This window comes from Pantoea sp. YU22, from assembly GCF_003970755.1.
Classification (GTDB): Bacteria; Pseudomonadota; Gammaproteobacteria; order Enterobacterales; family Enterobacteriaceae; genus Pantoea; species Pantoea piersonii.
Genome location: NZ_RYDU01000006.1, coordinates 125,384 through 137,692 on the forward strand (window position 1 = coordinate 125,384; position 12,309 = coordinate 137,692).

The window sequence follows — 12,309 nt, forward strand, 5'->3', positions numbered from 1 at the left end:
TTTCAGGGAGCCTTTTCTGAGCGATATCAAATACAGCAGCTTTTGCTGGCTAAAAGCCGCATGAAATTAAAGCCAGAAAGTTCTGCCAGCGCCCTTTTCTGCTTCATTTTCCTCCCGTCTCTTTTTGCTGTTGGGCTTGTTTAAGCTGCACTGGGCACTTTGCTGACTGTTTTATTTATTTCTCACAAAGTATGTTGTAACTACAAAGTCCTTTACTTATCGCGACGCCTGCTTGTTCTGCTGTTCAGGTCTGCAGCAGACGCTGCTTCAGCGATCTCCCCGCTGAAACAGCCGCGCCACCAGCTCGCAACAATAGTCAGACGTGGGTTCGCGATCTTCAAACAAAATGTGATAGATCACCGGCGCTACGACGACGTCCATCGCCTCGTCAACGGAGAACCCCGTTTCGCCGCGCTTTATCGCGCGCTTTTGCAGTGTTTCCAGGTGCTGATAAGTAAAGCCGCAGCATTTCACCGTCGCGCTGCTGCCGCCGCTGCCGATAATATCAGCGAGCATCTGCCGCCCGACTTTCGACGACATCTCTTCGGCATACTGCTGGATAAACGCCTCCATGTCGCCCTGCATATCGCCTCTGTCTTCGGGTTCACTGACCGGACGCATATGCGCAACGGCGACGTCGGCCAGCAGCTGCGACAGGTCGCCCCAGCGGCGATAAATCGTAGATGGCGTGACGCCTGACGACTCTGCCACCATCGGTACCGTAAGCTCGTTGCGATCATATGTTTTCAGCAGCGTATTGACCGCCTTGTGCACTTCTTCCTGAATACGCGCGCTGCGTCCACCCTGCCTGATCATCTCCCTGGCCATCTTTTTCCTCTCAGCAAAGACTAAAAACGACAGAAATTGTTTAATGCAAAGATATTGCGTTAACGCAAAAAAGCAAGTATATCTCACTTAAAGCTAATATTTTGCTTTAAGGTGATTATCATGACTTCCGCTTCGCCAGCACTGCCCGCAGCCGACGCTGCACGTATTACGCTTTACAGCTTTGTCTGCGCTACGCTTATCTCCGCGACCAGCAGCGCGCCGACGCCGCTCTACCCGCTCTATCATGCCCTCTACCATCTGTCGCCGGTCACCATTACGCTGATTTTCGCCAGCTATGCATTTAGCCTGCTTATCGCCTTGCTGACGTTTGGCCGCCTTTCCGACTTTACCGGTCGGCGCGTGATGATCCTGGCGGCGCTCTTGTGCAATGCCCTGGCGCTGGCGCTGTTTATGCTGGCGGACTCGGCAGGAATGCTGATTGCCGCGCGCATTATTCAGGGCGTAGCGACCGGCATCGCGCTGCCGACCTTTGGCGCGACGATCCTCGACGGCGATAAGGTGCGCGGCCCGCTGCTGAATTCCATTACGGCCTTTCTTGGCATGCTGGCAGGGACAATGACAGGCGCGCTTCTGGTGACCTTCGCGCCTTTCCCCACCGTTTCGGTGTACGCCCTGCTGTTTATGCTGATGCTGCTGGCGCTGGCGCTGCTGCCCCTGATGCCCGAAACCGTATCCCCTGTGCCGGGCGCGCTACGCGCTTTAAAACCGAACGTCGCCATTCCGCCGCGTGCGCTTGGCCCACTACTGCGGCTGGCGCCGGTAAATGTGGCGACCTGGGCGCTGGGCGGATTTTATTTGTCGCTGATGCCGACGCTGGTCATCCTCACTACCGGGCTGACTTCGCCGTTCGTCGGCGGCTCCGTGGTAGCAACCTTGATGCTCAGCGCCACGGCATCGGTATTTATCTTCCGCCGCTGGCCGCCGCAGCGCGCGTTGTTTATCGGCACGCTCGCCCTGATAGCGGGCATTAGCCTGACCTTGATCGGCATTAATCATCATCTGACGACGCTGCTGTTTTTTGGCACGGCTGTAGCCGGACAGGGATTCGGTTCAGTATTTTCGACCATTATAAAAATCGTGATGCCGCTGGCGGAGAGCCATGAGCGCGCCGGGCTGTTCGCCGCTTTTCTGGTAAAGAGCTATCTGGCCTTTGCGCTGCCGGCGTTGCTGGCCGGTTTCGCGGTGCCGCTACTGGGCCTTGCCGCTACGGCTAACTACTACTGCTGGGGGATTATTTTGATGGCTGCGATGTCATTGCTGGCGGGACGGTCTGCGGTGCGCCTGAAGGCGGAGAGAGGATAAAAAAATGGCCGGTTCAACCGGCCATTTTCTTTTAGTTTGTCGCTTTATTTTTCAGGCCTTCAGCGCCTTGCTTGGTTTTATCCCAGGCTTTTTCGCTGCCCTGCTTGGTGCTGTGCCAGGCTTTCTGCGAACCTTCGCTGATTTTGCTGGTGGTCGCGTCGCTTTTACCTTCGGCAGCATGTTCCGCCTTCAGCTTCTGCTCGGAACCGGTGTCCTGCACTTTATGCAGTTTTTCTTTCGCCGTATCTGCGCCTTTATGCGCTTCAGCCACGGTGTCATCGGTAGCATGTGTAGTCGCCGCAAAAACCGGAGCAGCCAGCATCAGAGCAGAAAGTGCAATAATCGTCTTTTTCATGATTCCCTCACTAAAATTATCAAGTCCAGTTTCAGTATAGACAAATAATACAGTCGCACAGCAAAAGGCATGTAATTTGCCATGGATTCAGCATATTCCTGGATTTTTATCTGGCCTGATGCACTGACTCAGCGATGCCAGAGAGGAAGAGAGGCAGCGGCGGGCATCCCTCGCTACACTTCATCCAGTCTTTACTTATAAGGAATAGCAATGTTCTCTTTTTCCCCTACCGTCGAACTCACCGTCATCGCGCTGGCGCCGGGCTTTCGCGCGATCAGTATTCTCGTTGAGGCGAGCGAGGTGCAGCACCCACAGGTTGCGCGTGATGCGCTTAACGACGCCTGCCACGCTGTTATCGCCCAGGATGTGCCTTACGCTGAGGCGCATATTGCCGCCTGGCGCGAGGCCTTCAAAGCGTTCGGCGCAAAACCCGCCCGGACGCCGAGTTCGGTTGAAGCCTTACGTAAACGCGTTGTCCGCGATGGCTCACTGCCCGCCATCGATCCGGTCGTCGATCTCTATAACGCCATCAGTATTAAATACGCCTTGCCGATCGGCGGCGAGAACGCCGCAGCCTATGTCGGCGACGCGCGTCTGGTGCGCGCCGACGGCAGTGAGCGGTTTGATACCCTGAACGCAGGCGAACCCTGCGAAGAGACGCCAGAGCCGGGCGAGGTGATCTGGCGCGACGATCTCGGCGTTACCTGTCGGCGCTGGAACTGGCGCCAGGGCGTGCGTACCCGCCTGGACGCCAGCGCGCAACACATGTGGTTTATTCTGGAGAGCCTGCCGGAAATGCCGATGGATGCGTTGCATCAGGCCAGTGACGAGCTTATTGCGGGTCTGCAGGCGATGATGCCCGGCTGTCGTGTTGAAAAACAGCTGCTGGGTGCGGGCTTTAGCTAAGTCCAGGTTATCAATCAAAAAGCCTCTGTTGGATAAGCGGGGCTTTTTCTTTTTGATGCTCCGTCATGCTCCAGCCGTGGTGGCTGAGGGCGGCTCGCCCAGAACCAGGCGGATGAAATCCGCTATATCTTCTGTGGCAGTGCGGTGTTTTTCCGGGCTGGGGTTAACGATCAGGGTTTCCGCATAGCCGTTGAGGAGGGCTCCCAGCTGGCGGGTCACCCGGTTTATGTCTGCGGGCCGAAAGGCCTCTTTTTCTACGCCTTCATCAATGATCCCGGCGACCAGCGTCATCCATCGACTGATATTGGCCTCCGCCAGATCGGCATACGCCTGATTGTTGGCCGCCATGCGCCAGAGGGAGTCATAAAGCTGCCATTCAGCTAAGGGCGCGCTGGGAAGGTAGTAGCCCACCAGCGCGGTGAGTTTTTCCCATGGCGAAAGACCTGCCATCTTTACCGCAATCTCATCAAGTTCGCGTTCCATAAAGCGCGCCAGCGCGGCGAGGCAGAGTGATTGCCAGTCGCTAAAGTAATGGTAGATATGGCTGCGGGATATGCCCAGATAGCCGGTCAGTTCACGGGTGGTGACTTTTTCTATCCCTTTTTCGATGAACAACGCCACTGCGCCATCCAGTATGCGTGCTTTTAGCTCCTCTGCGTTTTTCTTCACCTACTCCCCCTTTGACTTTGAGCAACCGCTCAAATAGACTGCGGCAACATTATTGAGCAGTTGCTCAATATTTTTCTTACGTTGAAAATACACTATGCAACCCCTGAATTTAAATGAAAAAGCGGACGTAAAGCCAGGCGCAGCCACTACCCTGAAACTGCTGGGGCAGCGTCACCGCAGGAAACTGGCCGTGACGCTGATGCTGGTGGTCGGCGAAAATCTTATCTATCTGCTTTATCCGCTGCTGGCGGGCTTTGCCGTTAACGCCATCCTGGCAGGTAAAGCGATACATGCCGTACTTTACGCCGCGCTGGTTTTTGTTATGTGGTTGACCGGCGCCGCCCGGCGAAGCGTGGACACGCGCACCTTTGCGCGCATCTATGCCGAGCTGGCGGTATCTGTTGTGCTGGCGCAGCGTCGGGAAAATCATCCGCCTTCTACCGTTGCCGCCCGCGTCACGCTCTCGCGGGAGTTTGTCGACTTTTTTGAAAAGCACCTGCCGGTGCTGATCACCACAGTAGCATCGATCACTGGCGCGACGGTGATGCTGTTGTTTATCGAGTTCTGGTCCGGCATCGCCTGCCTGGGGATCCTGGCGTTTTTTAGCCTTTTCCTGCGGCGCTTTACCAGCACCAATGAACGGCTTTTCCTGCGGCTGAATAACCGTCTGGAAAAAGAGGTCAGTATGGTCAGCAGCGCAGCGGCATCTCCTCTGGTGCGCCACTACCGCGTGCTGGCCAGGCTGCGCATCGCCTTGTCGGACCGCGAGGCGCTCGGCTATCTCTCTATCGGCGCGGTGGCCGCCCTGCTTTTCGGTTCGACCATTCTGATGATGACAATGCGGGAAAGTCATGATGCCGGGCACGTCTATTCGGTCATGACTTACATGTGGATGTTTGCCATGAGCCTGGATGACGGGCCCCAGTTGCTGGAGAAATACTCTCAGCTCAGGGATATCGGCAAGCGAGTAAAAACCGGCAAGGTTTAAACCAAACCGGGCAATTCCAGTCTGGCGGCGAAAAGGCCTTGTCGCGTCAGCGCGGGGGCCAGAGGCAGCCCCGCGTTTGCGTACGCCTTTTCCTGAACCCACGATTTTATGTGACTCATCTTACATTTATTGCGCTCTCCACTGGCAACGCAGCCGCTTACACCCGCACAATGGAATATATAATCCTTAATGAATATATATTCACACGTGGGTTGCTGCGGCAATCCGACCACGCTTCTGTCTGCATCCTGAACGGAGAATATCGGCAATGAGTCACTATAATTATCCGAAGTTTGGCGCTGGCCTGTGGCATTTCGCGAATTACATCGATCGTTACGCGGTTGACGGCTACGGCCCGGCGCTCAGCACGCTGGACCAGATCAAGCTGGCCGCCGAAGTTGAAGATCTCTCTTATGTTGACGTCCCCTATCCTTTTACGCCCGGCGTCTCGGTTGACGAGGTGAAGCAGGCGCTGCAGGAGGCAGGGCTGAAAGCGATTGGCGTCACGCCGGAAATCTATCTGCGCAAATTCTCTCGCGGTGCCTTTACCCACCCAGATGCGGCGGTACGCGCCGACGCGCTGGTGCTGATGAACGAAGCGGCCGACGTGGTGCGCGAACTGGGCGCGAACTACGTTAAAGTCTGGCCCGGCCAGGACGGCTGGGATTACCCTTTCCAGGTCGATCATAAAAATCTCTGGAAGCTGGCGGTTGACGGCATGCGCGAACTGGCCGGGGCGAACCCGGATGTGAAGTTCGCCATTGAATACAAGCCGCGTGAGCCGCGTGTAAAAATGACCTGGGATTCAGCGGCGAAATCGCTGCTGGGTATTGAAGAGATCGGTCTGGACAACGTAGGGATCCTGCTCGACTTCGGCCACGCGCTGTTTGCCGGGGAGTCACCGGCCGGTTCTGCGCAGCTGATTATCGATCGCGGCCGCCTGTTCGGTATGGATGTGAACGATAACCTGCGCGGCTGGGATGATGATCTGGTGGTCGGCACCGTGCATATGACCGAAATTTTCGAATTCTTCTATGTGCTGAAGTGCAATAACTGGGATGGCGTGTGGCAACTCGACCAGTTCCCGTTCCGCGAAGATCATGTAGAAGCCGCCAACCTCTCTATCCGCTTTCTCAAGCACATCTATCGCGCGCTCGATAAACTGGATATGCCCGCGCTGCAGGCGGCGCAGCGGGAGCAGAATCCGCTCAAGGCGCAGCGCATTATTCAAAATGCGCTGCTGACCTCTATCGAAGAGTAAGCCGTTACGCCGCGGCGCGCAGCGCGTCGCGGCATCAGCTTTATAGCCAGCCCGACTTGCGCAGCCGTAGCCAGAGCAGGAAGCAGCCGACAATGGTTCCGCCTAGCGCTATCGGATAGCCCAGCGGCGAGTTCAGCTCCGGCATATCTTTAAAGTTCATGCCATACATGCTGAAAATCACCGTAGGGATCACCAGTATCGCACCCCATCCCGCCAGCTTTTTTGTGACCTCGTTCTGCTGTACCGCCACCATCGCCAGGTTAACGTGCATGGCGCTGGTGAGCATTTCACGCATGTCCTCCGCGTCGGTCACCACATGACGCGCATGATCCTGCACGTCGCGCAGGTAGGCGCGCAATTCTTTCGGTACGATATCTTCATGCAGGCGAACCAGCTGCTGGCAAATCTCTTCCAGCGGCTGCGCCGCATTGCGCAGGCTTAACAGTTCGCGACGCAGACGATAGACCTTTTTCACCGCGAGATTATCGAATTCGGATCGGAATAGCGCCGCCTCCATCTCATTAATTTTGTCGCCGAGCGAGGCGGTATATTCGCCATAGCGATCGACAATAAAATCGAGAATACAGTAGAGCGGATAGCCTGGGCCGTGATCGAGCAAGTCGCTGTTTTGCGCCACGCGCTCGCGGATCGGGGAATAGCTGTCGGAGGCGCCGTGGCGCAGCGTTATCAGGAAATTTTTACCGATAAAGATATGCGTTTCACCAAAGTGAAGATGTTCGTTTTCCGAACTGACGGTCTTCACCACGATAAACATCGACTCGCCATACTGTTCGATTTTAGGCCGCTGGTGCGCGCATAACGCATCCTCTACCGCTAAGTCATGCAGTCCGAACTCGCGCTGAATTTTATACATAAATTCCGCTTCGGGCTGATAGAGCCCCATCCAGATAAAGGCATCTGGATCGCTGATAACGTCACTGATTTTTTCTACATCTAATTCCTGCCCGGTCTGGCCTGGGCGATATACCATGCAATTTACAATCATGATCCCTTCGCTACACGGTTGTCTGAAGTAGTAAGAGCATAACCGCTTTTATTGCATTCAAATGAAGAGGTTTGTAACAGAATGCCCGCCGAACAGCGTCCGGCGGGCAACAGGCAAGATAAGGCGCTTAACCGCGGGGATCGGTAGCCGGAACGTTCTGCACCCGGGCCGGTTTCAGACCGAACAGCAACGCCATCAGCGGCAGCTGTTTAATGATCAAATAGAGCACGGCGCTGCAGATCAGGCCAAGCAACGTGACCACCGCGACATAGGTCACCGGCAGCGCATCCGGCAGGTAGCCGTCCAGCAGCCAGGCGAAGGTGATCACCAGCGGGTAGTGCATGATATATATCACCAGGGCGGAATCCACTACGCCTCTCACCAGACGGCTCTCTTTCATGCGCAGCTTCTCAAAGGTGAATACCACCCAGTAAGAGAAGATGACCGAGAAAAGACTGGCGCACAGCACCGGCAGGTATTTCAGGCTGCTGGTGATGTTGTAGTGGTAGATGGCATAGAACACCAGCCAGCAGGCCACGCCCAGCGCCAGCACCACTTTGGTGTTGACCAGAAAATTACGCGCCTGACGAGGGATCTGATCGCTGTTGAGATAGAGCGCATAGCCCGCCGCGTAGAACACCATAAAGCGCGCGGTAACCGGAATTAAGTTGACCCATTCGCCAAAGTCTTTAACAAAGAACTTCACCACAAAGAACATGTTCGCCGCGACAACCAGCGCCGCCACCAGCAGCGGGAAAGGCAGGCGTCGCATCAACGCCGCCGCGCGCTGATAGAGGCTCACCGGAATCAAAAACGACATCGCCGTAAGGGACACCAGGAACCAGAGATGGTGCAGCGAGGTATAGGCACCCAGCGCGCCCTGTGTCGTTAAGGGTTCGCCGTCGATTAAGGCGTTAATGAGATACATCAGTCCGGGAATAAACAGGAAAGCGGAGATCAGCGGCACGACGACGCGCATCTTGCGGTTACTGTAAAAGAAGTCGGTGCCTTTACGCAGGATGACCATCGCCGAGAACATCCCCGACAGGAAGAAAAAGGCTTCCATACGAAAAGTATGCACAAATTCGATCAGCGCGGTAAAACCGTCCGCCTCATTTTTCCCGGAAACATAGTACCAGTTATTTCCACCAGGAAGACTTCGCGCGGCATGATATAAAACCCCTTCCAGAATTAACAGCGCGCGCAGGAAATCCAGGCCGATATTCCGGCTTGAGAGAAACGCTTTATTTTCCACGTTATACCCTTCTCAAAAAGTCGTCAGAACGCAGCCCCTCTCGCGTCGCATTTAAACAACGAAACGTGAAAGAGAAATAATCCTGACCTGATGAAGTGAGCCACGCAAAAATCGGAATATCCCTGAATGGCCGGTGTTGGCAAAGCGTATCATTACTTAACGTTAAAAATCATTCCGCTGACCGGACATTAGGAATATGCCTGGAGGTAACCAGACTAATTAGGAAAAACGCCAGTTAAAAATAGCCTGATCAAATAAATCCCCATAAAAATAAAACCGAAATTAAGCTATAAAATACAATAAGTTAATTTTATATCACCCTTTCTGGCCTTTACCGTATGCGCTGACGCTGGCCTTACTTCCCCAAACGAGGCGACAGATAAGACCAGACAAAATAAGAAATAGCGCTTACGAATGAGGATTTGCTTAATTTATCCAGCGAAAATGAGACCCGAGATCGGCTCATCTTGATTAACCCTGAAAAGAGAGCCCGCAAAAAAACAAAGCATTGATATAATTTTGCCGCTAACCATCGGCAGTTTTAGGGTTGTTGGCTGCTAATTAAATTTGTTACCTTGATGAAAGTCACACTTTATTCGTGATATTCCATTCAGACAACGCGCTGAGAACGATATGCTGCAAAAACAATTCCATTTGAAAATGGCGCTATATATTGCGCTGATGATGAAAGTTTCATCCCCGGCGGTCGCGCAAACCACCTCGCCCGGCACCTTTATTATTGAAGCCTGGGGAGGATCAAGCACGAAAGGGGTACTGGCGGTGCGAGAAGAGGGTCGGCTGCGCAATATCGTCAGCGAGCACAATGAAATTGCCGTACTGAATCAGCTTTTACAGGCGAAGTACGGCAGCGGCGTACGCGTCCTTAATCGCGGCGCGCCCTCAGCGCAGGCGATCGAGCTGCTGAATGGCCGCTATAAATATGAGCATAACCCGCCGTGGCAGGAGGCGATGAAACGCTCAAACGCCCGTTTAATCCTGCTCAATTTCGCCACCAACGACGCACGGCATTACCACTTCCACGATATAGAGAAGCCCTATCAGGTGAGTCCGCAACGCTACAGCGAAGTAATGACAGCCTTGATCGACAGCGCCAGAGCGAACGGCAAAGCCGTGGTGCTACAGGAGCCGCATCCGCTGTGCGGCAAAGCGGAAAAATGGGATGTCGCGCCTTATGCCGCGCGGCTCGACGCCGTCGCCCGCGCGGAAAAGGTGCCGCTGGTCAGTCAGTACCAGCGTATTCAACAGATGCCAGCGTGGCGCGCGATGATGTCGCCCGACTGTATTCACCCTTCCGAACAGCTCTACCGCATCAAGGCGCTGGAAACGTTTAAGGTGATCGAACAACACTTCGGCGCGCAGCTCTCGCAGCTTAACGCCGCCTCCTAAAACAGCGAGGCGCCGCCACAGATCACCATCTCCTGGCCGGTAATCGCGGCAGCCTGCGGCGAGAGGAGAAAAGCCGTCAGCGCAGCCACTTCCTGCGGCTGGATAAGCCGACCAATCGGCGGCATGACCGGCTTTGACGCCTCGCGTCCCGGCTGCGAGAGCATCGGCGTTTCCGTCGCGCCCGGCGCGACCACATTTACCGTAATGCCGCGCGGCGCCAGCTCGATCGCCCAGCTGCGCGCCATACCGACCATGGCGGCTTTGGTCGCGACGTACTGTGAGCGACTGGCCGCTCCGCGCGAGGTGCGGCTGCCAATCAGTACAATCCGGCCGCCCTCGCCCATTACAGGCGCAAAGCGGCTGGCAAGGATTTCCGCCGCGCGGACGTGCAGCGACCAGAGGCGCGAGCTGACGCCGAGATTAATCTCGCCTACCGGCGCGGCGGCCATCATACCGGCGGCATGCACCAGCGCATCCGGTGCGGGCAGATCGGCAAGGGTACGGATAAGCGCAGGCTCATCCGTCATATCCACCTGAACGCTGCGGAAACAGGCGTTATCGCGCGACACCCGGCTACGGCTCAGTCCCGTCACCTGCCATCCCTGGTCGAGCAGTAACGTGACGATCGCCTCGCCAATGCCGGAGCTGGCTCCGGTCACAATCGCATGCGGCATCTACACCTCCAGAAGCGAACGTGGAATTTTAAACACCGCCTTGCGCACCCTTTCCGATTTCGGCGCCGCGCACAGCGCCTGATGCGGCTCGCCGGGCAGAAACACCGCAAAGTCTCCCGTGCTTAAGCGCATCGAGACCGGCAACGCCTGCACGCTGGCGATAAACAGATCCGCTTTACGCTCTTCATCCTCCGGCTGCGCCAGGCTCTGCTGACTGGCGTTAATGATTTCATCGCCGTCCAGCACCAGCTGGATATCGGCCCACTGGCGGTGATATTCAGTATGGCGCTGCGCGGCTGGTTCGGTTTGCGCCGGACCGATATGGCAAAACCACTCTGCATCCTCCGGCTGAAAACGGCCATCTTCGCGCTGCCGCAGCGCCGCGAGTCTGCAATCCTCGCGCTCAAGGATGGCGCGCAGCGCAGCAGGCAGGCCCGCCATTGCTAACGCCTGCACATTACCGATAATCATGGCGTCTCCTTAACCCAGTCTGGCGAAAGGCGCACATATTTGATCGCCTGCCGATACCAGGTGTAGGCGATATGCAGATCGCCGTCTGCGCTCTGCTTGATGCTGGGGTAAGAAAACTCGCGATTGAGTTTCTGCTGTGAATTGTTCGTCATGCAGTAGCCATCGCCTTCGTCGAGGTTGCGCTGCCACGGCCAGCTTTTGCCGCCGTCCGGTGAGATCGCCACCGTCATCGGCGCGCGCGGTGCTCCCCAGAATGCGCTGCGCCCTTCGCGCGCTTCCGGCTCTTTTCGGCTATCGTCGCCGTCATCAATTTCGTCATAGAGCGAGGCGCGCCGCTCCGTCGCGCCCGCCGCGCTCATATTGTTAAATACCAGCGCCAGCGTGCCGTCCTGCAAGGTGGTGGCCTGGAGGGAAGAGTTGTTATTGGGCAACGAGGTGGGCTCCGGCTGCGACCAGCTTTCACCGCCGTCCTCTGAGTGGCTGTAGTAAATATGATCCGCCCAGCGGCTGCGATAGAGCGCCAGCAGCGTACCGCCCGGCAGCGGGGTGATATTCATATGCACGCAGCCGAGACTTTCAGGCACCTCGACGTCGCGCCAGCTTTTGCCGTTGTCGCTGGAGATTTTCACGGCGCTGATATCATCATTGCCGACCCACTTCTCACCCGGCCGGGTACGGCAGTAGAACACCGGCAGGAGCCAGTTACCGTTCTCCAGCACGGTGATCGGCTGGCGGATGAAGGTGCCGGGCTGGTCGAGCAGCGTGTCAATCGCTCCCCAGGTTACGCCCAGGTCGTGCGACTGGCGAAAGCGCACGATAGCCGTATCCTGATTGCCAGAGACCTGTGCCGTCCAGAGCAGCCACAGCACCTTGTCCGGCGCAAGAAACAGCACCGGGTTTTGTTCCGATCGTGCCGGGTCGTCAGAGAGCTTCACCGCCTCGCTCCAGCGATCGGCGCCGGGCGTCAGCCGCGAGCTGTAGACAGAGATATCCGCCACGCCTTCCTGGGTGCCGCCAAACCAGACGCACATCAGCGAGCCGTCCGGCAGCGGGAAGATATTGGCCGCATGGTTTTGCGGACAGGGTGACGGCAGCATCGCCGTGATGACGCGTGCGTCCTGTTCGGCCGGGCGCAGCACGCCATCGCGGTTAACGGTTACAGACAT

Annotated in this window: 13 protein-coding genes; 5 read left to right on the top strand and 8 right to left on the bottom strand. The window is 56.3% G+C overall.

Features of this window, described 5'->3' with window-relative positions:
* Positions 1-267: 267 nt before the first annotated feature.
* The gene (locus EKL29_RS11150; RefSeq protein ID WP_126689704.1) at positions 268-828 is read right to left on the bottom strand and encodes a TetR/AcrR family transcriptional regulator; all 561 of its coding nucleotides are present in this window, start codon (positions 826-828) and stop codon (positions 268-270) included.
* A gap of 120 nt (positions 829-948) precedes the next feature.
* On the opposite strand from EKL29_RS11150, the gene EKL29_RS11155 reads away from it, so the two are divergent.
* A complete protein-coding gene (locus EKL29_RS11155; protein WP_126689705.1) occupies positions 949-2,151 on the top strand; it encodes an MFS transporter in 1,203 nt (400 codons plus the stop codon).
* A 31-nt stretch (positions 2,152-2,182) separates the two neighbouring features.
* Here the strand turns inward: EKL29_RS11155 and EKL29_RS11160 are convergent, their stop codons facing one another.
* Positions 2,183-2,506, bottom strand: coding sequence for a hypothetical protein (locus EKL29_RS11160; protein WP_120456394.1), 324 nt, complete (start codon positions 2,504-2,506; stop codon positions 2,183-2,185).
* 210 nt (positions 2,507-2,716) lie between these two features.
* On the opposite strand from EKL29_RS11160, the gene EKL29_RS11165 reads away from it, so the two are divergent.
* On the top strand, positions 2,717-3,412 hold the full coding sequence (locus EKL29_RS11165; protein ID WP_126689706.1) for a B3/4 domain-containing protein: 696 nt from the start codon (positions 2,717-2,719) through the stop codon (positions 3,410-3,412).
* Between the two features lie 63 nt (positions 3,413-3,475).
* Here EKL29_RS11165 and EKL29_RS11170 read toward each other — a convergent pair whose 3' ends face one another.
* A complete protein-coding gene (locus EKL29_RS11170; protein ID WP_126689707.1) occupies positions 3,476-4,081 on the bottom strand; it encodes a TetR/AcrR family transcriptional regulator in 606 nt (201 codons plus the stop codon).
* Between the two features lie 94 nt (positions 4,082-4,175).
* Here EKL29_RS11170 and EKL29_RS11175 point away from each other — a divergent pair, with 94 nt between their 5' ends.
* Both EKL29_RS11175 and EKL29_RS11180 read left to right on the top strand, forming a co-directional pair.
* The gene (locus EKL29_RS11175) at positions 4,176-5,069 is read left to right on the top strand and encodes an ABC transporter six-transmembrane domain-containing protein (RefSeq protein WP_126689708.1); all 894 of its coding nucleotides are present in this window, start codon (positions 4,176-4,178) and stop codon (positions 5,067-5,069) included.
* 268 nt (positions 5,070-5,337) lie between these two features.
* The gene (locus EKL29_RS11180) at positions 5,338-6,330 is read left to right on the top strand and encodes a sugar phosphate isomerase/epimerase (RefSeq protein ID WP_126689709.1); all 993 of its coding nucleotides are present in this window, start codon (positions 5,338-5,340) and stop codon (positions 6,328-6,330) included.
* 40 nt (positions 6,331-6,370) lie between these two features.
* Here the strand turns inward: EKL29_RS11180 and corA are convergent, their stop codons facing one another.
* A complete protein-coding gene (gene corA / locus EKL29_RS11185) occupies positions 6,371-7,336 on the bottom strand; it encodes a magnesium/cobalt transporter CorA (RefSeq protein ID WP_120456404.1) in 966 nt (321 codons plus the stop codon).
* Positions 7,337-7,463: 127 nt separating this feature from the next.
* A complete protein-coding gene (locus EKL29_RS11190) occupies positions 7,464-8,591 on the bottom strand; it encodes an acyltransferase family protein (protein ID WP_120456405.1) in 1,128 nt (375 codons plus the stop codon).
* Between the two features lie 633 nt (positions 8,592-9,224).
* Between EKL29_RS11190 and EKL29_RS11195 the strand changes: the two genes are divergently transcribed.
* Complete coding sequence (locus EKL29_RS11195) at positions 9,225-9,998, top strand: SGNH/GDSL hydrolase family protein (protein WP_240629469.1); 774 nt, start codon at positions 9,225-9,227, stop codon at positions 9,996-9,998.
* Here the strand turns inward: EKL29_RS11195 and EKL29_RS11200 are convergent.
* The 3 genes from EKL29_RS11200 to EKL29_RS11210 are packed head-to-tail and all read right to left on the bottom strand — an operon-like array spanning position 9,995 to position 12,309.
* Entirely contained in the window at positions 9,995-10,672 is a 678-nt protein-coding gene (locus EKL29_RS11200) for an SDR family NAD(P)-dependent oxidoreductase (protein ID WP_126689710.1), read from the bottom strand. The two genes, EKL29_RS11195 and EKL29_RS11200, sit on opposite strands and share 4 nt — an antisense overlap.
* Positions 10,673-11,143 (bottom strand): YhcH/YjgK/YiaL family protein, encoded by a 471-nt coding sequence (locus EKL29_RS11205; RefSeq protein WP_126689711.1) that lies wholly within the window; start codon positions 11,141-11,143, stop codon positions 10,673-10,675. It lies immediately after the preceding gene.
* Complete coding sequence (locus tag EKL29_RS11210) at positions 11,140-12,309, bottom strand: exo-alpha-sialidase (protein ID WP_126689712.1); 1,170 nt, start codon at positions 12,307-12,309, stop codon at positions 11,140-11,142. The genes EKL29_RS11205 and EKL29_RS11210 overlap by 4 nt, the downstream gene beginning before the upstream one ends.